The 18,999-nt window shown below is 70.9% G+C and carries 19 protein-coding genes and 1 pseudogene; 11 read left to right on the top strand and 9 right to left on the bottom strand.

Annotated elements, in window-relative coordinates:
• Nucleotides 1-88: 88 nt before the first annotated feature.
• Nucleotides 89-295, top strand: a pseudogene (locus CI785_RS17735) (winged helix-turn-helix transcriptional regulator); the annotation flags it as partial.
• Between the two features lie 73 nt (nt 296-368).
• On the opposite strand, the gene CI785_RS03255 reads toward CI785_RS17735, so the two are convergent.
• The 3 genes from CI785_RS03255 to CI785_RS17430 are packed head-to-tail and all read right to left on the bottom strand — an operon-like array spanning nt 369 to nt 2,379.
• Complete coding sequence (locus tag CI785_RS03255; protein ID WP_105030671.1) at nt 369-1,055, bottom strand: energy-coupling factor transporter transmembrane component T family protein; 687 nt, start codon at nt 1,053-1,055, stop codon at nt 369-371.
• Entirely contained in the window at nt 1,052-1,747 is a 696-nt protein-coding gene (locus tag CI785_RS17435) for an energy-coupling factor ABC transporter ATP-binding protein (protein WP_240614977.1), read from the bottom strand. The genes CI785_RS03255 and CI785_RS17435 overlap by 4 nt, the downstream gene beginning before the upstream one ends.
• Complete coding sequence (locus CI785_RS17430) at nt 1,744-2,379, bottom strand: biotin transporter BioY (RefSeq protein ID WP_240614976.1); 636 nt, start codon at nt 2,377-2,379, stop codon at nt 1,744-1,746. The genes CI785_RS17435 and CI785_RS17430 overlap by 4 nt, the downstream gene beginning before the upstream one ends.
• A 167-nt stretch (nt 2,380-2,546) precedes the next feature.
• Here CI785_RS17430 and CI785_RS03245 point away from each other — a divergent pair, with 167 nt between their 5' ends.
• The 3 genes from CI785_RS03245 to CI785_RS03235 all read left to right on the top strand — a co-directional run bounded on the left by CI785_RS03245 (nt 2,547) and on the right by CI785_RS03235 (nt 5,840).
• A complete protein-coding gene (locus CI785_RS03245; protein ID WP_105030669.1) occupies nt 2,547-4,145 on the top strand; it encodes an ABC-F family ATP-binding cassette domain-containing protein in 1,599 nt (532 codons plus the stop codon).
• A gap of 70 nt (nt 4,146-4,215) precedes the next feature.
• Nucleotides 4,216-5,340, top strand: a complete 1,125-nt coding sequence (locus CI785_RS03240) for a serine hydrolase domain-containing protein (protein ID WP_205753549.1) — start codon at nt 4,216-4,218, stop codon at nt 5,338-5,340.
• 83 nt (nt 5,341-5,423) lie between these two features.
• Complete coding sequence (locus CI785_RS03235) at nt 5,424-5,840, top strand: MmcQ/YjbR family DNA-binding protein (RefSeq protein ID WP_105030668.1); 417 nt, start codon at nt 5,424-5,426, stop codon at nt 5,838-5,840.
• 13 nt (nt 5,841-5,853) lie between these two features.
• Here the strand turns inward: CI785_RS03235 and CI785_RS03230 are convergent, their stop codons facing one another.
• From CI785_RS03230 to CI785_RS03220, 3 genes are read right to left on the bottom strand one after another with little or no spacing between them, the layout of a single operon-like run.
• Complete coding sequence (locus CI785_RS03230; protein WP_105030667.1) at nt 5,854-6,681, bottom strand: SURF1 family cytochrome oxidase biogenesis protein; 828 nt, start codon at nt 6,679-6,681, stop codon at nt 5,854-5,856.
• Nucleotides 6,682-6,981, bottom strand: coding sequence for a hypothetical protein (locus tag CI785_RS03225; protein WP_240614975.1), 300 nt, complete (start codon nt 6,979-6,981; stop codon nt 6,682-6,684).
• On the bottom strand, nt 6,974-7,402 hold the full coding sequence (locus tag CI785_RS03220) for a DUF3099 domain-containing protein (RefSeq protein WP_105030666.1): 429 nt from the start codon (nt 7,400-7,402) through the stop codon (nt 6,974-6,976). The genes CI785_RS03225 and CI785_RS03220 overlap by 8 nt, the downstream gene beginning before the upstream one ends.
• A gap of 229 nt (nt 7,403-7,631) precedes the next feature.
• Between CI785_RS03220 and fabG the strand changes: the two genes are divergently transcribed.
• A complete protein-coding gene (gene fabG, locus CI785_RS03215) occupies nt 7,632-8,369 on the top strand; it encodes a 3-oxoacyl-ACP reductase FabG (protein ID WP_240614974.1) in 738 nt (245 codons plus the stop codon).
• A 70-nt stretch (nt 8,370-8,439) separates the two neighbouring features.
• The gene (locus CI785_RS03210; RefSeq protein ID WP_105030664.1) at nt 8,440-9,189 is read left to right on the top strand and encodes an SDR family oxidoreductase; all 750 of its coding nucleotides are present in this window, start codon (nt 8,440-8,442) and stop codon (nt 9,187-9,189) included.
• Between the two features lie 24 nt (nt 9,190-9,213).
• Here the strand turns inward: CI785_RS03210 and CI785_RS03205 are convergent, their stop codons facing one another.
• Together CI785_RS03205 and serB are read right to left on the bottom strand one after the other, a co-directional pair.
• Nucleotides 9,214-10,047: a formate/nitrite transporter family protein gene (locus CI785_RS03205; RefSeq protein ID WP_105030663.1), complete on the bottom strand. Its 834-nt coding sequence runs from the start codon at nt 10,045-10,047 to the stop codon at nt 9,214-9,216.
• A gap of 274 nt (nt 10,048-10,321) precedes the next feature.
• Complete coding sequence (serB, locus tag CI785_RS03200) at nt 10,322-11,206, bottom strand: phosphoserine phosphatase SerB (protein ID WP_105030662.1); 885 nt, start codon at nt 11,204-11,206, stop codon at nt 10,322-10,324.
• 197 nt (nt 11,207-11,403) lie between these two features.
• Here serB and CI785_RS03195 point away from each other — a divergent pair, with 197 nt between their 5' ends.
• From CI785_RS03195 to CI785_RS03180, 4 genes are all read left to right on the top strand, one after another.
• Nucleotides 11,404-12,186, top strand: coding sequence for an ABC transporter ATP-binding protein (locus CI785_RS03195; RefSeq protein ID WP_105030661.1), 783 nt, complete (start codon nt 11,404-11,406; stop codon nt 12,184-12,186).
• Nucleotides 12,187-12,265: 79 nt separating this feature from the next.
• On the top strand, nt 12,266-13,105 hold the full coding sequence (locus tag CI785_RS03190; protein WP_105030660.1) for a TrmH family RNA methyltransferase: 840 nt from the start codon (nt 12,266-12,268) through the stop codon (nt 13,103-13,105).
• Between the two features lie 101 nt (nt 13,106-13,206).
• Nucleotides 13,207-13,464, top strand: a complete 258-nt coding sequence (locus CI785_RS03185) for a type B 50S ribosomal protein L31 (protein ID WP_105030659.1) — start codon at nt 13,207-13,209, stop codon at nt 13,462-13,464.
• A 149-nt stretch (nt 13,465-13,613) separates the two neighbouring features.
• Nucleotides 13,614-14,690, top strand: coding sequence for a lipoate-protein ligase LplAB (locus CI785_RS03180; protein ID WP_105030658.1), 1,077 nt, complete (start codon nt 13,614-13,616; stop codon nt 14,688-14,690).
• Here CI785_RS03180 and pepN read toward each other — a convergent pair.
• On the bottom strand, nt 14,675-17,296 hold the full coding sequence (pepN, locus tag CI785_RS03175) for an aminopeptidase N (RefSeq protein WP_105030657.1): 2,622 nt from the start codon (nt 17,294-17,296) through the stop codon (nt 14,675-14,677). The two genes, CI785_RS03180 and pepN, sit on opposite strands and share 16 nt — an antisense overlap.
• A 105-nt stretch (nt 17,297-17,401) precedes the next feature.
• On the opposite strand from pepN, the gene CI785_RS03170 reads away from it, so the two are divergent.
• Nucleotides 17,402-18,967 (top strand): circularly permuted type 2 ATP-grasp protein, encoded by a 1,566-nt coding sequence (locus CI785_RS03170; protein WP_105030656.1) that lies wholly within the window; start codon nt 17,402-17,404, stop codon nt 18,965-18,967.
• The last annotated feature ends 32 nt before the right edge of the window (nt 18,968-18,999 follow it).

Here is an 18,999-nt window from a genome sequence, read left to right as displayed (position 1 = left end):
CCTCGCCCCGCAGGTCGATGTCGAACAGCCTGCCTTGATGCTGGTTCGAGCGGTGAGCCGTGCCCACCCTTCCCGCTGGGAACCGGCCGGGCCGCGGCGCTACGGTGCTCTGCAGCGCGACCTCGGAGTGCCGACGAACATGCTCGCGATCCGCCTGCAGGAAGTTGAAGCGGCCGGCGTACTGGCCCGCCTGCCCCTCCGGCCCAACACCCGGGCATAAGCACTGACCGATCGCGGGCTCGCTCTGCGCGAGGCGATCGTCGCGCTCGGCCGTTGGGGCGCCGAGGAGACGTAGGCGGAGTACGGGGTGGCGATGCGTCCGACCACCACGTGGGCCATCCGGACGCTGGTCAAGTCCCGGCGCCCGCTCAGTCGGCGTGGGGGTCCGACCGGTCCGAGGCATCGTCGGCGGCATCGTCGGCGGCATCGTCGGCGGCATCGTCGCCCAGGCCTCGCGCCGCGAGGGCCTCACCCGTGCGATGCGCGTAGGCCACGGCACCGACGACGAGCGGCGTGACCGCGACGCGTGGATTCCGGTCGAGTCCGCGCGCCCGGGCCGCGTCGCGGACGTCGACGAACAGTCCCGCGAGGTAGGGGATGCTCCGCAGCATGATGGACAGCGCCAGGGCGAAGCGCTCCGGATGGGCGCCCACGACGCGGAACGGCCGTGCCAGTTGCGCCGCGCCGTCGAGCAGGTCCTGCAGGGGTGTCGTGAGTGTCACGGCCCGCGCCGCGAGCAGGCAGGCCGTGATGCCGCCCACCACCGCGAACGCCTGCAGCCACCCCTGGGACAGGCCCTGGTAGAGCGCGAGGATGACGAGCACCGGTGCCGCGGGCAGCAGCATCCGCAGGACGCGCACGAATGTGCGGTGGGCGCCGATCAGCAGGGCACCCACGGAGAGCACGAGCGCGACGGCGCTGGTCGCCGGTGACCGCCAGGTGACCACGACGACGGCGCACGCCAGGGACACGATGGCCTTCACCGACAGCGGCGTCCGGTACAGGAAACCGGAACCGGGCTGGTAGAGCCCGAGCGTGCTGCCGAAACCCCTCATGTCCCGCCGATCCCGGCCGCGGCGATCTCCCGATACCTGGCGACGGCCTCGGGCGGGGGCCCGTCGAACACGATCCTGCCGTCGTCGATCACGAGCGTGCGGTCGCTCTCGAGCGCGAAGTCGAGATTGTGCGTCGTGAACACCACCTGCTGGTCGAGGCCGCCGATGAGCGAGCGCACCCGGGCGTCGTTGCGGAGATCCAGCAGCGTCGTCGGCTCGTCGGCGACCAGCACGCGTGGCTCCACGGCGAGGACGACGGCGAGGGCGAGGATCTGCCGTTCACCGCCCGAGAGGTCGTAGATGCTGCGGTCCGCGAGGTGGTCCACCCCGAACCGCCGCAGGACGGCCTCGCCCTGACGCCGACGGTCCGCCGCCGTCAGCTTCCGGGACCGCAGGGACAGTTCCACGTCCTCACGCCCCGTCGGCATGACGAGCTGGGAGAGGGGATCGGTGAACACGAAACCGACGCTGCGGCGGACGGCGTGCCCCTCGGTCCGGGTGTCGCGGCCGAAGACCGCGACCGATCCGGCGGACGGGACGAGGAGGCCGTTGACGAGGCGCAGGAGGGTCGACTTGCCGGAGCCGTTGGCGCCGATCACCGAGATCCGGCGCTCGGAGAGCGACAGCGTGAGCGGATGGAGCAGCGTACGGCCGTCGTCGGTGCGGACGCTCGCGCCGTCGAACTCGATCACGCGTTCCTGCGCCTCCCGGCGAGCAGGCGCGGGAAGGCGCGGTGGACGGACACGGCGAGCACCGCGGCGAGCAGGTTCTTGAGGACGTCCCCGGGAAGGTAGGCGGCGTCGACGAGGATCGCATCCCGCAGGGGCAGGCCCGCGTTGACGACCAGTCCCGCAATGCCGATCGGGTGGACCGTCAGGAGGCTGGCGGTCAGGCACGCGAGGAACAGCAGCGCCGTGCGGAAGCGTCGCGTCCTGCGGAGGACCGCGACGGCCAGGAGGCCCGCGACGAGGGCGGCGAGCGGGAACGCCACGAGGTACCCGGCCGACGGGCCGGCGAGCACGCCGAATCCTCCGGTGAACCCGCTGAACACCGGCAGGCCGATCAGCCCGGCGGCGAGGTAGAGCAGGACGGCCGCCGTTCCGCGCGCAGGTCCGAGGACGATCCCGGCGAGCATGACCCCGAGCGTCTGCAGGGTGATGGGCACCCCGAGCGGGCCGACCGGGATACCGGGTAGGATTGCCAGGGCGGCGATGAGGGCGGCGAAGACAGCGACCAGCGAGAGATCGGTGGTGTCCCACCGCCGGCGGGACGTCGGTCGGCCCGAGCCGGTCGGTCCGGCAGCGGTTCTCGCAGCTGGCTGCATGGCACATCCTCCTTCAGGCGGCGGGAGTCGCACCGGCTATTCCGGTGATGTGTCGATTTCCTCCAGCCGCAACTGCTTCTGTACCGAGACTAGCGCCGGTCATCAGGGACTCCCTTGTGGGATTCCTACAACAAACGCCGTGTCCGGCACCATCGAAAGGCCCCACCATGATCAGCGTCTCGAACCTGGAGCTCCGCGCCGGAGCCCGCCTGCTCATGGATCAGGTGTCCTTCAGGGTGGACAAGGGCGACAAGATCGGGCTCGTGGGCCGCAACGGCGCCGGCAAGACGACCCTCACGAAGGTGCTGGCCGGCGAGTCGCTGCCGGCCGGCGGCACGGTCTCCCGCTCCGGCGAGATCGGCTACCTGCCCCAGGACCCGCGCACCCCGAACATGGAGCAGCTCGCCCGCGACCGCATCCTCTCCGCCCGCAACCTCGACGCCGTCGTCGGTGAGCTGCGCCAGGCGCACGAGGACATGGCCAGCGAGAAGACCTCGGTGCGCAACAAGGCGATGGCCCGCTACGACCGCATCGAGTCCGCGTTCCTCGCCGGCGGCGGCTACGCGGCGGAGGCCGAGGCAGCGTCCATCTCCTCGAACCTCGCGCTGCCCGAGCGCATCCTGAACCAGCCCCTGAAGACGCTCTCCGGAGGCCAGCGCCGCCGCGTGGAGCTGGCCCGCATCCTGTTCTCCGGCGCCGAGACCATGCTCCTCGACGAGCCCACCAACCACCTCGACGCCGACTCCATCGCCTGGCTGCGCGACTTCCTGAAGAACCACCAGGGTGGCCTGATCGTCATCAGCCACGACGTCGAACTGCTCGAGGCGACCGTCAACAAGGTGTTCCAGCTCGACGCCAACCGCGCCACGATCGACATCTACAACATGGGCTGGAAGCGCTACCAGCTCCAGCGTGAGACCGATGAGCGCGCCCGCAAGCGCGAACGCGCCAACGCGGAGAAGAAGGCGCAGGTCCTCATGGACCAGGCCAACAAGATGCGCGCCAAGGCCTCCAAGGCAGTCGCCGCCCAGAACATGGCCAAGCGGGCCGAGCGCCTGCTCGGCGGCCTCGACGCCGTGCGCGCCTCCGACCGCGTGGCGGCCCTGCGCTTCCCCGAACCCTCGCCGTGCGGCAAGACGCCCATGACGGCGGAGGGCCTCAGCAAGTCCTACGGGTCGCTGGAGATCTTCACCGACGTGGACCTCGCGATCGACCGCGGCTCCAAGGTGGTGATCCTCGGCCTCAACGGTGCGGGCAAGACCACGCTGCTGCGCATGCTCGCCGGCGTGGACAAGCCCGACACGGGCAAGGTCATCGCCGGCCACGGGCTGAAGGTCGGGTACTACGCGCAGGAGCACGAGACGCTGGACACGGAACGCTCGGTGCTGGAGAACATGAAGTCGTCCGCACCCGACATGCAGGACGCCGAGGTACGCGGCATCCTCGGATCGTTCCTGTTCTCGGGCGACGACGTCGACAAGCCCGCCGGGGTCCTGTCCGGCGGCGAGAAGACCCGCTTGGCGCTCGCTACGATCGTCGCGTCCTCGGCGAACGTGCTGCTCCTCGACGAGCCGACGAACAACCTGGACCCGGCGAGCCGTGCGGAGATCCTGGGCGCCCTCAAGAACTACAGCGGCGCGGTGGTCATGGTCAGCCACGACGAGGGAGCCGTGGACGCCCTCGACCCCGAGCGCGTGGTCCTGCTGCCCGACGGCGTCGAGGACCTGTGGAACTCCGACTACCTGGAGCTCGTCACCCTGGCCTGACCTCCGCCGCTGCCGCGCCGCCGCTCAGCGGGGCCCGCCGCGCCCGCATGGCCACTGCTACGCTTCGTCCGTGGATGCCGAGCAGCTGATCCGGACCATCCGACCATGGGTGGGGGACGAGGTCCCCGGTGCCGTCGTCGGCGTCCTGCAGGGCACGGACGTGTCCCTGGGCGCCGTAGGGACCACCGAGCCCGACGGCACCGGCGCCATGCCGGTGGACGCGGTGATGCGCATCAGTTCCAACACGAAGCCGATGGTCGCGGCCGTCACGCTCCTCCTCGTCGAGGAGGGGGTCCTGGCACTCGACGACGCCGTCGAGGAGTACGTCCCGGAACTGACCGGGCGGCGCGTCCTCCACCGGCTCGATGGTCCGCTCGACGACACCGTGCCGGCACGACGCCCCGTCACCGTCGAGGACCTGCTGACGATGCGCATGGGCTTCGGGTTCGTGGTCGAGGGCGAGTGCCCGGCCGCCGAGGCAGCCGCGGCAGCGGGCCTGGGGTTCGGACCTCCCGACCCTGCCGGAATGCCTGCATCGGACGACTGGGTGGCGCGCCTCGCGGCATTGCCGCTGCTCGAGCAGCCGGGCACGGTATGGCGCTACGAGCTGGCCTACGCGCTGCTCGGGGTGGTCCTCGCCCGCGCGGCCGGCTGCTCCCTCGACGACCTGATGCGCGAGCGCCTGTTCGGACCGCTGGCGATGCAGGACACCGGGTTCGTGGCCCCACCGCACGGCCTCGTCCCGTCGTTCGTTCGGACCGGGGACGGCCTGGCACTCTTCGACGGGGCCCCGCAGAGCCGGTGGTCGGCACCGCCGGTGTTCCCGGATGCCAGGGGCGGACTCGTGTCGACGGCGGGCGATCTCCTGCGGTTCGCCCGGATGCTGCTCGACGGCGGAGGAGGGCTGCTGTCCCCGGCGCTGACGGAGGCGATGACCTCCGACCGGCTCACCCCCGAGCAACGGTCTGGCCCCTCGGCCCGCGCCTTCTTGAACGGCGGCGGCTGGGGCTACGGCGTGGGAGTGGACGAGGGGGATCTCGGCCGACGGTACGGCTGGGGCGGCGGGCTGGGGACGCTCTGGTACAGCTGGCCGCAGGAGGACACGGCGATCGTCCTGATGACCCAGGTGATGCCTCCCACCGCTCCGCTGTTCGACGCGGTCATCGCCACGGCCGAGGCAGTCCTGGCGCGCTGAGGACGGGCTGCGCTGATCGGGGACGGCCCCCCACGAGGTTGGGCGACGGTCTGCACCGGGAGAGGAGCCGCTAGGGTGGTCGCGTGGACTTCGACTGGCTCAGGACCTCGTGCCTGGCGTTCCCCGGTGCCTACGAGGACTACCCCTTCGGCCCCGGGACGGCGGTGTTCCGCGTCCGGGTCCGGCAGCGGGGGCGGACGCCGACGCCCGGGAAGATCTTCGCCCTCAGCGGCGTCGAGGCCGTCCCGCCGTCGATCTCCCTGAAGTGCGATCCCGCCCTCGCCGTGCAGCTCCGCGCGGCCCACCCGGAGATCACGGGCGCCTGGCACCTTAACAAGAAGCACTGGAACGGCGTCCGGCTCGACGGCGACCTGCCCGCGGCCACCGTGCGCGACATGATCGAGGACTCCTACGACCTCGTGGTCGCGTCCCTGCCCGCAGCGGACCGTACCGCACTGGGCTGGCCGTCCGGCACGCCGCATCCCGAACCCGGACCCTGACAGGCGTACAGGACTAGCGGATCTCCTGGGCGTCGAGGATGGCGTCCTCCTCCTCCTCGGCAGAGGGTCGACGGCGCTGCCGGGTCGGGCGCTGCGGTGCCGTCCCGTCCTGCTCCGCGTCGCTCCTGCGCTGCTGCCGGGCCGCGTAGCCCAGGCCCACGAAGGCCAGCACGCCGAAGGCGAACCACTGCATCGAGTAGGACAGGTGCGGTCCCTCGTCGATCGAGGGTTTCGGAGCGGCGAGGGGGGTCTGCGCGGCCGCCGGCCGTTCCAGGGCGAGGAGCCCGTACGCGGCGTCCTGCAGCGGGTAGTCCACCCGCTCCGCGAGCGCCGGGAGGTGGATCGACGCGACCTGGCCCTCGGGCGCGCCGCGGTTCACCGCCGGTTCGCCCGGCTTCATCCTCGCGGTCACCTCCACCTGGCCCGACGGCGGGGCGGGGATCTCGTCCGGACGTCCCGCCTCGGCGTTGCCGATCGGGAGCCAGCCGCGATCGATCACCACGGCCGTGCCGTCGTCGAGCTTCAGGGGCGTCAGGACCTCGTACCCGGGCTGCCCGTTCAGCGGCCTGTTGCGCACCACCACCTGGTGGTCGGCGTCGTACGTCCCGACGAAGGTGACCGGCGTCCACTCGCGGCCGGGCTCGTAGCTGTCGAACCCGTTCACCCCGGGCACGTAGCGTTGCGGCGCGGCGTCGTAGTTCGCCTCGATGCGCTGGATGTTCTCGACGACGGCCTCGCGGCGGTCCAGCTGCCAGCGGCCGAGCGCCACGCAGCCGGCGGCGAGCACGATCACCATCGCGAGCCAGCCGAGCCAGCGGCTGGAGAAGAGGAAGCGGTACACCTAGCGGGTCTCCATCGGTCGGTCGGCGGTGAGGGGGAGCGTCTCCTTCCACAGGCCGCGGTCGCGGAGGTACTCCTCGAACCACGCGACATGGTCCGGACACGACGCCCAGGCCTTGCGGCGCTCGGGCGTGTGGATGCGTGGATTGTTCCACAGCAGTTGCCGGTCGGCGGTCCTGCGGCAGCCCTTGCGCGAGCACACGGGCCCCTCACCCGCCGGCTGCTCCGCAGGCGGGAACAAGGAGGGACCCGCCGTCCGGGCGACCGCGGGTCCTCCGAGCGGCGGGAGGTCGTCAGCCATCGGTACCCGTCGCCCTGCCGGAACCGGCCGCGGACGAGCCGTGCGGCGTGGGCCGCGCGGAATCATCGATGATCTCGCCGCTCAGGACGGTGTCGGTGTCGTCCGGGCCGGCGTCGAGGACCTTCGCCTCGATCTCGCGGACCGGGGCGCGATCGATCAGCGCGTCGCTGTGCCGGATGTTGCTCGTGTCACTGCCGCCGTTCGCAACGATCACGGCGAAGTAGGGCAGGAACACCGCCCCGGCGATCATGACCCACTGCAGCCACACGTAGGGGACCACGAAGATCAGGACGAAGCAGACGAGGCGGATGCTCATCGACACCGTGTACCGGATCATGCGCGACCGCATCTCGTCCGTGTGGGATTCCCGAGCGTCGGAGATGCTGTGGACGTCTGTGTTGTGCTTCGATTGCTTGCTCATCACACTCCATGAAGACTCCCTCAATTGTCTCACTCCGGGTCCCGTTCCCGAAGTCGAGGGATGCGCCGATAGGATCGTCGGGATAGTTTGACGGGGAGCCGCGGGACGGTCCGACGTCGCCCACGGTCACCCGATGGGCGCTCCGGACCGCTTCCGCGACCGTCGACAACGAACGATGGACAACGAACAACGCGGGTCGTCGCCGGCCCACCGACAGAGGAGTTTCCCCTTGGCACCTGGTGCAGACAGCAAGACCACAGGATCCGGTCGGAGCGTCCTGATCACCGGGGGCAACCGGGGCATCGGCCTTGCCATCGCAAAGGTATTCGTAGCCAACGGCGACAAGGTTGCCATCACCTACCGAAGCGGCGAGGTGCCCGAGGGAATGCTCGGCGTCCGGGCCGACGTGACGAGCGAGGAGCAGGTCGATGCGGCGTTCACACAGGTCGAGGCCGAGCACGGACCGGTGGAGGTGCTCGTCGCGAACGCCGGCATCACCCGGGACGTCCTGCTCCTGCGCATGACCGAGAGCGACTTCACGGATGTGATCGACACCAACCTCACCGGTGCGTTCCGGGTGGTCAAGCGGGCATCCCGCGGGATGATCCGCCTCCGGCGAGGCCGCGTCATCCTGATCTCGAGCGTGACGGGCCTCTACGGCGCGCCGGGCCAGATCAACTACTCGGCCTCCAAGGCTGGACTCGTCGGCATCGCCCGATCCCTGACGCGTGAGCTCGGCTCCCGGGGGATCACGGCCAACGTGGTGGCGCCCGGCTTCATCGACACGGACATGACGGCCGAACTGCCCGAGGAGACCCGCAAGAACTACCTCGCCACCATCCCGGCCGGGCGCTTCGCATCCCCCGACGAGGTGGCCGGCGTCGTCTCCTGGCTGGCCGGCGACGCTGCCGCGTACATCTCGGGCGCGGTCATCCCGGTCGACGGCGGCCTCGGCATGGGCCACTGACGCCTCCCCACCACGAGCAGTACCGCCGGCGCCGCCGGCACCATCCCTGATTCTGAGCAGAAGGAGCACCATGGCCACCCTCGAGGGAACCACAGCAATCGTCACCGGGTCGTCCCGCGGCATCGGCGCCGACGTCGCGCAGCTGCTCGCCGCGCAGGGCGCCGCCGTCGTGGTCAACTACCGGCAGAAGGCACCCCGCGCCAACAAGGTGGTCGCCGGCATCGAGGCGGCCGGAGGCAGGGCCGTGGCCGTGGGAGCTGACCTGACCACTCCGGAAGGGCCGGCAGCCCTGATCGACGCCGCCGTGTCCGGCTTCGGCGGGCTGGACCTGCTGGTGCTCAACGCCTCCGGCGGCATGGAGACCTCGATGGGGGAGGACTACGCCCTCCGGCTCAACCGCGACGCGCAGGTGGCCATGCTCACGGCCGCGGCGGAGGTCATGCCGGCCGGGTCGCGCGTGGTGTTCATCACCAGCCACCAGGCACACTTCATCGAGAAGGTGGAGACGATGGACGCCTACGAGCCCGTGGCCCGCAGCAAGCGCGCCGGCGAGGACGCGCTCCGCGCCCTCATCCCGCAGCTCGAGGAGAAGGGCATCACCCTCGTGGTCGTCTCGGGCGACATGATCGAGGGCACCGTCACCGCGACGCTGCTGGATCGCGCGACCCCCGGCGCCATCGAGGCCCGACGCCAGGAGGCCGGGCGCCTCTACTCGGTGGCGGAGTTCGCCGCCGAGATCGTGAGGATGGCGACGGCCGACGTGCCCACCGGCCACACGGAGTACGTGGGCGGTGCGGAGGACTTCCTCGCCAAGAGCTGATCCGCCGGGCGGCGGACCTGGTGCTCAGGTACGGGGTGCGTCCGGGTCCGCCGGCGCCTGGGCCCGGCTCTGCTCCAGGAGTTCCTTCGTGCGCACCAGGCGCAGCAGGGTCACCAGGACGATCCCCCCGAGCACGTTGAACAGGGTCGTGTAGCCGAACCAGCCGAGCCACTGCCCGTAGCCGATGTCCGCGCCCGAATGGATCGCCGCGAAGATCAGCAGCGAGTCCAGGATGGAGTGGAACAGCTGCAGGCCGGCCAGGAGGAAGCCGCCGATGACGGTCGCGACGATCCGGGCGACGTCGTTCTCCGTGCCCTGCTGCATCCTGCTCATGAGGGTGATCGTGCTGCCGCCGAGCACCGCGAGGGCGACGACCTGCAGCGAGAAGGGGGCATCGACGAAATGGTGAGCGCTCGTGCTGACCGTCGCGGACCACTGCGGGAACGCCTGCATGACGATCCACATGAACACCCACCCGCCGGCGAGATTGGCGAGCAGGGTCCCTCCCCAGAGTTTCGCGAGCTGTGCCACGCTGCCCTGCTTGGCGACGACGGCGGCCACCGGCATCAGGAAGTTCTCGGTGAACAGTTCGCTGTGGGCCAGCATGAGGGCCACCAGTCCCACGCTGAAGGCGAGACCCGCGAGCAGGTGGTCGCCGGTCGCGTGCAGCACGGCCAGGTACGCCATGATGCCCAGGCCCACCTCGAAGCCACCGAAGACCCCCGTCACCAGGACCGTCCTCAGGGTCCTGTGCAGGCGCTCCGCGCCCTCGCCGGTCGTCCTGTCGAAGGACTGCTTCAGCTCGTCCTCGACCGGGGCGTCGGTCTCGCCCAGTTGCCGCTTGCGTTCCTCGCTCATGCCCGCCCTTCCGCCTGACCGACCGCCTGGCGCCGCTCCGGCACCGCTGTGTGGTCTACCGGCGACGCCCGGGCACGTGGGGCACCCGGCAGCGGCACCGCCCTCCGTGGACTGCCATCGTGTCACCGGGAGGCGGGCACGCGAGGGCCGAGATTCCTCTGGGCACGGGAGGCCAGGTGTGGTGGCGGAGGGCGGGCTCCCCGCTCCCGGCGTGCGCCGGCGAAAGGCCGGACGGCATCGGGCACGTCGAGCGGACCGGACGCACCGGGGTCCGTCACAGGCAGGCGAAATGCCGGACGACGTCCAGGTCGGGGAGGTCGAGCGCGGCATCGGCGGCCGCACGGACGGCCGGTTTCGCCCGGAAGGCGACCCCGAGTCCTGCAGCCGCGAGCATGTCGAGGTCGTTCGCGCCGTCGCCGACGGCGACCGTCGCCGCGAGTGGCACGCCCGCGCGGCCGGCCTCCGCCCGGAGCACCCGTTCCTTCTCGCGGCGGTCGACGACGGCGCCCGTCACCTTCCCGGTGAGCACCCCGGCCTCCACGCCGAGATCGTTCGCCCTGGCGAAGCTGAGGCACAGGCGCTCGGCCAGGGGCGCCAGGACCTGGGAGAAGCCGCCCGACACCACACCGACCCGGTGTCCCGCGTCGAGGTACGCGGCGACGAGCTGCTCCGCGCCGTCGCTCAGCTCGATCCGCGCGACGACGTCGTCGATCACCGCCACCGGCAGTCCGCCCAGCGCACGGACGCGGTGGTGCAGGGACTGCGCGAAGTCGAGGTCGCCGCGCATCGCGGCCTCCGTCACGGCCGCCACCTCGGCCTCGCGGCCGGCGTGGGCGGCGAGCAGTTCGATGACCTCCTGCTTGATGAGCGTCGAGTCGACGTCCATGACGAGCAGCTTCGGGCCGGGTGCGTACACGGCCTCCGGGACCAGGGCCGCGCCGAGGCCGCTCTCCGCGGTCCACCGCCCGAGGCCCGCCCGGACCTGCGCCGCATCGGACCGGAGGCGGATATCGAGCGTCAGGACGTCATAGGTCGCGGACGCCGCGGAGGAGGCCGCCACCACGTCGGCGCCCAGGCCCTGCAGGGCGGCAGCGAGGGCTTCGCGGTGTCCGTCGTCGAGGTGCTGCGCATAAGCGACCACCCTGGCGTTGTCCGGCATGTGTCCTGCGCTCCTGTCCACTCCGCCCGCCCCGGGGGACGCGTCGGCTCGTCCTCGTCCACTCGTCCCCGCCGGCTCGTCCCTGGACGCCGGCCGAGGGAGTCTGCGCGACGGCCGGCCCGAGGGCGACGACGGCCCGGCCCGCACGGCCGGGCGGTTTCGCCACGGGGCCGCTCCTTAGCCTAGTGTCTAGGACCATGTGGAACGTTCTGGAGCTGGCGGGAGTGAGCCTCGTCAGGGGCGGCAAGACACTCCTCGATGACATCAACTGGCAGGTCGGCGAGGGTGAGCGCTGGGTGGTCATGGGCCCCAACGGGGCGGGCAAGACAACCCTCCTCCAGCTCGCGGGAGCGCGGCTGCATCCCACCCGCGGCGTTGTCGGGATCCTCGACGAGGTCATGGGCGCTGTCGACGTGTTCGAGCTGCGCCCGCGGATCGGGCTCGCCTCTGCGGCCCTGGCCTCCCAGGTCCCGGACCACGAGACCGTGCTGAACGTCGTCGTCACGGCGTCCTACGGCGTGACCGGGCGGTGGCGGGAGCAGTACGAGCGGCTCGACGAGCGCCGCGCCTTCCGCCTGCTCGACACCTGGGGCATGTCCCGCTTCATGAACCGGCCGTTCGGCACCCTCAGCGAGGGGGAGCGCAAGCGCGTGCAGATCGCCCGTGCCCTCATGGCCGACCCCGAGCTGCTGCTCCTGGACGAACCCGCCGCCGGTCTCGACCTCGCCGGCCGCGAGGACCTCGTGAAGCGGCTGACGGACCTGGCCCGTGACGAGGCAGCCCCGGCCATGGTGCTCGTCACGCACCACCTCGAGGAGGTCCCGCCGGGCTTCACGCATGCGCTGCTCCTGCGCGACGGGGCCGTCGTCGCCGCCGGTCCGATCGAGGGCGTCCTGACCGAGGAGAACCTGAGCGCCGCCTTCGACGTCGCACTGAAGGTCACCGAGGAGAACGGCCGGTACAGCGCGGTCGCCGCGTGAGCCCTGCCGAGAGCCCGGCCGGCAGCCCTGCCGCTCGCTCCGTCTCCAGTGCGCATCCCGCGGTGGCGAGCGTCCGCTGATGCCGGTCATCGACCTTGACACCGTGGACGATCACCGGCTGGGCGACTACCGGAATCTCACGGACGTGCAGCTGCGCCTCGCGCGGGAGCCGGCCGAGGGCCTCTACATCGCCGAGAGCTCCAAGGTGCTGCGCCGCGCGCTCGATGCGGGCCATACACCGCGGTCCTTTCTACTTGCACCCAAATGGCTGCCGGACCTCGAGGACGTCCTCGCCCGGTTCCCGACCGTCCCTGCGTTCGTGGCGCCCGAGAGCACCCTCGAGGCGATCACGGGCTTCCACCTCCACCGCGGAGCGCTCGCCGCGATGCACCGGCCCGCGCCGCTCCCGCTGGAGGACGTCCTCGCCGGTGCCCGGCGTGTCGCGGTGATCGAGGACATGGTGGACCATACCAATCTGGGGGCCGTGTTCCGCTCCGCGGCCGCCCTCGGGATCGACGCCGTCCTTCTCAGCCCCCGTAGCGCCGATCCGCTCTACCGGCGGGCGGTCCGCGTCAGCATGGGCAGCGTCTTCCAGGTGCCGTGGGTACGGCTGGGGTCGTGGCCGGCGGATCTCGCCACCGTCCGTGACGCCGGGTTCACCGTCGCAGCCCTGGCCCTGGTACCCGGCGCCGTCGCGCTCGGGACGTTCCCCGGGCGGGAGCAGGAACGGCTCGCCCTGCTGCTCGGCACCGAGGGTGACGGCCTGAGCGACGCCGCGCTCGCCGGGGCCGACGTCGCCCTGACCATCCCCATGCACGGGGGCGTGGACTCGCTGAACGTCGCAGCGGCGGCCGCGGTCGCGTTCTGGGAGTGCCGGTACGAGGACGCCGCAGCAGCGGTGGTGGACGCCGTCGTTTAGCGGCGGCACGGCTCCTGCGGTAGTATGGACAGCTGGCGCTGTCGCCACACTTTCAATTTTCCGTGCCTGGCAAAATCCAGGCCACCAGAGAAGGTAGTCCCGTGAAGTCTGATATCCACCCCAAGTACCAGTCGGTCGTGTTCCGCGACCTGGCCTCCGACAAGGCGTTCCTGACCAAGTCCACGGTCGGCTCGCCCAAGACCATCGAGTGGGAAGACGGCAACACCTACCCCCTCATCGAGGTCGAGATCTCCTCGGAGTCGCACCCGTTCTACACGGGCAAGCAGCGCATCATGGACTCCGCCGGCCGCGTCGAGCGCTTCAACGCCCGCTTCAAGGGCTTTGGCGGCAAGAAGTAGTCCAGCTCCGGACTGGACGCCCGGGCGAGAGTCCGTATCCTTCCGAGGAAAAGCCACGCCGCCACGGCGTGGCTTTTCCCGCTTAAGACGGCACGAACCGCGATCCACCACACCAGTGCCCGGCAGCGGGCGGAACCGGAGGTCCAGGAATGGCACAGGCATCGTACACGGGGCGCCTGCACGGCGAGTTCAAGACCCCCGGCGGCAAGCTCACCGCCGTCGACCTCACGGTCAGCGACGGCCGCCTCGCCGACGTCTCGGTCAACGGTGACTTCTTCCTCGAACCGGACGAGGCGCTGCTCGACATCAACGCGGCGCTCGAGGGACTCCCCGCCGACACGGCACCCGGGGAACTCGCCGCGGCCGTGACGGCGCGCCTCGACCCGTCGGCCGTCCTGTTCGGGTTCTCACCGGAGGCGATCGCCACGGCGGTCCGCCGGGCCCTCGGCAGGGCCACGGGCTTCGCCGACCACCAGTGGGAGATCATCCCGCCCACCCCGCTGTCCACCGCGATGCACGTGGCGATGGACGAGGTCCTCACGCACGACGTCGGCACCGGCGCCCGCAACCCCACCCTCCGCTTCTGGGAGTGGCAGTCACCCTCCGTGGTGATCGGCAGCTTCCAGTCCATGCGCAACGAGGTGGACCCCGAGGGCGCCGCCCGGCACGGTGTCACCGTGGTGCGCAGGATCAGCGGCGGGGGCGCCATGTTCATGGAGCACGGCAACGCCATCACCTATTCCCTCTACGTCCCGCAGTCCCTCGTGGACGGGATGAGCTTCGCGGACTCCTACCCGTTCCTCGACGCCTGGGTCATGGAGGCACTGCAGGAGCTCGGCATCACGGCCTGGTACCAGCCGCTCAACGACATCGCCACCGACCTGGGCAAGATCGGCGGGGCTGCACAGAAGCGGCTGGCCAACGGCGGCATGCTCCACCACGTGACCATGAGCTACGACATCGACGCCGACAAGATGCTCGAGGTGCTGCGCATCGGCAAGGAGAAGATGTCCGACAAGGGCACGAGGAGCGCGAAGAAGCGCGTCGACCCGCTGCGCCGCCAGACGGGCAGGACACGCGAGGAGATCATCGAAGTCCTGATCTCCACGTTCCGCCGGCGCTACGGTGCGGTGGACGCCACCCTGAGCGACGACGAACTACGCCGCGCCGAGGAGCTCGTGGAGCGCAAGTTCGGCACGGAGGACTGGCTCTACCGCGTGCCCTGAGCCTGCGACCGCAGCGACCGCAGCAGGTGATCGCGCTCCTCGACGATGATCCGGCGCAGCGCGGCCGGGGCATCGGCATGCGCAGCGAGCCACCGGTCCGTCCGCACGACGACGGCGTGCCGGGCGGGATCCCCGTCGGGTGAGCCGTCGAGGTCCTGGTGACCCGGATAGAGCCCCCGGACGATCCTGCCGGCCATCTCGATCCCGCGCGTCGCCCACACCCCGCGGATCGCCTCGAAGTAGGGCTCCTCGTACCGCCCCAGCAGCTGGCGGGGACCGATCATGAACCCCTCGATGGCGGCGCCGAGCAGTTCGTTGGACAGCCTCTCGCCGTGGACCGCCTCCTGCCAGGTGGCCTCCTTGATGGTGGCGTCGGGGATCGCGGCCGATGCCAGCGTGAAGCCCACGCGGCCTGACGCCGTCGCGTCCGTGGTCCGCTCGGCCTCCAGTTCCCCGGGGCGCACGCACTGCTGCGCGGCGAGCCCCTGCAGGAAGAACCAGCGCAGCTCGGCGTCGAGGCGCAGGCCCGCGATCTCCTCGTCGCCGTCGAGCACCGACCGTACGACGCCGGCCGCGCCGGTCGAGGTGCGGGCGGCCGACGCGAGGGCCCGCGCCCACGCGAGCTGCAGATCGGACCCGGCCCCGGCCGCCCGAAGTCCGTCGGCCAGGAAACCGCTCAGACGGTCGCGCAGCGCGCCCCGCCGCTCCGCGGGTGCGAGACTCTCGACGGCGGTGCGCGCATTGCCGAGCAGGACCTGCAGCACACCCACACCCGTCTCGGCCGGTGCGGCGAGCATCACGGCGTCGAGGTAGGAGTCCACCGGCAGCACTGCGTCCCGGGTACCGGACCACAGCGCCGTGAGGCACGTGGCCCGCGCCAGGGGGTCCTGGAGGCGGTGGACCGAGGTCAGGAGCGTCGACAGGGAATGCTCGTCGAAGGAGAGCTTCGCGTAGGTGAGGTCGTCGTCGTTGACCAGCAGGAGGTCCGGCTGCGCCACCCCGGAGAGTGCGGGCACCGACGTCCGCCCGCCCTCGACGGTCACCGCTTCGGACGCCGTGCGGACCAGCCACCCGGCGTCGTCGAAGCTGTACAGGCCCACGCGGATCGTATGGGGCCGGGGCTCGTCCCTACCCGTGACGGGATCGACGGCCTCCTGGACGATCGTCACCTCCGCGAGGACACCGTCCTTGGCGGTCACCTCCGCGCGCAGCGACGGTACGCCCGAGGTCTCCAGCCATGATCGTGACCACCCGGCGAGGTCCTGACCGGTCGCGGCGGCGAGCACGTCGAGGAGGTCGGTGAGCGTCGTGTTCCCGTACGCGTGCTTCCGGAAGTACTGCCGCGTGGCGGCGGTGAATGCGTCGCGGCCCACGAAGGCCACGAGCTGCTTCAGCACCGAGGCGCCCTTGGCGTAGGTGATCCCGTCGAAGTTCTGCTTCGCGGCCTCGAGGTCCGGGATGTCGGCGACGATCGGGTGCGTCGTCGGGAGCTGGTCCTGCACGTAGGCCCAGGACTTCCGGCGGTTCGCGAAGCTGACCCACGAGGTCTCCCAGCGGGTGGCCTCGGCGACCGCGAGGGCGCCCATGTAGTCGGCGAAGGACTCCTTGAGCCAGAGGTCGTCCCACCAGGACATCGTCACGAGATCGCCGAACCACATGTGCGCCATCTCGTGCAGGATCGTGTTGGCGCGTGCCTCGCGCTGCGCCTCGGTGGCGGCGGACCGGAACACGTAGCTCTCGGTGAAGGTCACGAGGCCGGGGTTCTCCATGGCGCCGAGGTTGTACTCGGGCACGAACGCCTGGTCGTACTTGCCGAAGGGGTAGGGGTAGTCGAAGAGGTCATGGAAGAAGTCCAGACCGCGCCGCGTGGTGTCGAAAATCTCCGGGGCGTCGAAGGACGGCGCCAGGGAGCGCCGGCAGTACAGCGCGAGCGGGATCTCGAGTCCCTCGGCCGCCGTCCCGTCCCGGCCCGTCCAGGAACCGGTCTCCCGGTGGTAGGGGCCGGCCAGCACCGTGGTGATGTACGTCGAGATGCGCTGCGTCGGCGCGAAGGTCCACCGGCGGGTCCCGCCGTCCGCACCCTCGACCGGAGCCGCCGCCACCTCGGCGCCGTTGGAGGCCACGGTCCAGTCCGCGGGTGCGAGGACGCCGAAGGAGAACGACGCCTTCAGGTCCGGCTGTTCGAAGCAGGCGAAGACACGGCGGGCGTCGGCCGGCTCGTACTGCGTGTAGAGGTAGGTCTCCCCGTCCGCGGGGTCCTCGAACCGGTGCAGACCCTCACCGCTGGAACTGAAGCGCGCCCGTCCCTCCACCGTCACGGTGTTGCGGGCGGCGAGGCCGTGCAGCGTGACGCGGGCGCCGTCGCTCGCGGTGGCGGGGTCGAGTGTCCGCCCGTTCAGCTCCAGCGCCGTGACGTCGCCGATGAAGTCGAGGAACACCGAGCCGCCCGGCTCCCGGCAGGAGAACACCACGGTGGTGGTGCTGCGGTAGGTGCGCGCCGCGGGGTCCTTCGCGTCGCTCAGATCCAGCTCGACGGCGTAGCTCTCGGTCTCCAGCAGGGCCGATCGGGTGGCTGCCTCGTCCCGCGAGAGGTTCTCGTTCTTCATCCGGCCATTCAACCATTCGGGCGTGCCGTTTCCGGCGTGTTAACAGCGCGTGTACCGGTGTGTGCTGATGTGTACCGAGGGGTGATCCATGGCACTGTAGTCCCCATGTCCGAGCTCTTCGCTGACTATGCAGCCGCCGCACGCAAGACGCCCGCCTTCGACGAGATGTTCGACGCCGGCCAGTTGCCACGCACCGAGTACGGCCAGGTGGCGTCCGCGCTGGATGCCCTGAACCTCGCCGACGTGACCGCCCGCGCCGACTCCATGGCCCGCACCTTCCTCGACCGCGGCGTCACGTTCGACTTCGCGGGGGAGGAGCGCCCGTTCCCGCTGGACATCGTCCCCCGCGTGATCGCCGGCAGCGACTGGGACACGCTCGAACGTGGGGTGGCCCAGCGCGTGAAGGCCCTCGAGGCGTTCCTCAACGACGTCTACGACAGGATGACCGTCGTGGCCGACGGCGTCATCCCGCGCCGCCTGATCACCTCCAGTGCGCACTTCCACCGTGAGGTCGCCGGCTTCACGCCCGCGGGCGGCGTGCGGGTGCACATCTCCGGGATCGACGTCGTCCGGGACCAGCAGGGGACGTTCCGGGTCCTCGAGGACAACGTCCGCGTCCCCAGCGGCGTCAGCTACGTCCTCGAGAACCGCCGCGCCATGGCCAAGGGCCTGCCCGAGGCCTTCGGCCAGCAGCACATCCGCCCCGTCGAGGAGTACCCCCGCCGCCTGCTGGCCGCACTGCGGAAGACCGCACCCCCCGGCGTCGAGGATCCCACGGTCGTGGTTCTGACGCCCGGCGTGTTCAACTCCGCGTACTTCGAGCACACCCTGCTCGCCGGCCTGATGGGCGTCGAACTCGTCGAGGGCCGGGACCTGATCGTCCGCGGCAACCGCGTCTACATGCGCACCACGGCGGGGGAGCAGCGCGTCGACGTCATCTACAAGCGCATCGACGACGAGTTCCTCGACCCGCTGCAGTTCCGTGCGGACTCGGTGCTCGGGTGCCCTGGGATCGTCAACGCGGCACGCGCCGGCATGGTCACCATCGCCAACGCCGTGGGCAACGGCGTCGCCGACGACAAGCTCGTCTACACGTACGTGCCCGACCTCATCCGCTACTACCTCGGCGAGGACCCGATCATCGCGAACGTGGACACCTACCGGCTCGAGGACGCCCCCGCCCGCGAGGAGGTCCTCGACCGCCTCGACGAGCTGGTCGTGAAACCCGTGGACGGCTCCGGCGGCAAGGGCCTCGTGATCGGCCCGGACGCCACGAAGGCAGAACTCGCCACCCTGCGGGCGAAGATCCTCGAGGACCCGCGCGGCTGGATCGCGCAGCCCGTCCTCCAGCTCTCCACCGTCCCAACGATGTCCGGCGGCCAGTTCAGCCCCCGGCATGTGGACCTGCGCCCCTTCGCCGTGAACGACGGCGAGGACGTGTGGGTGCTGCCCGGCGGCCTGACGCGCGTCGCCATGAAGGAGGGCTCGCTGATCGTGAACTCCAGCCAGGGCGGCGGATCCAAGGACACGTGGGTGGTCGACGGCGAGGTCCGCGGGCCGGCGCGGGGCGCCCTCCAGGACGAACGCCCCGCCGCGGTGCGCGAGCGCACGAGTGTGTGGCCCATCGAGACGAACTGGCAGGACAAGCAGTCCGAGCAGCAGCAGCAGTGACGACCCCCACCACAGACCTCCCGAAAGGCGGA

Origin of the sequence: Arthrobacter ruber, assembly GCF_002954225.1 — a bacterium.
In the GTDB taxonomy this organism is placed as follows: domain Bacteria; phylum Actinomycetota; class Actinomycetes; order Actinomycetales; family Micrococcaceae; genus Arthrobacter_D; species Arthrobacter_D ruber.
Note: the sequence above shows the minus strand (reverse complement) of the source record. Positions and strands in the feature narration are given on the sequence as shown.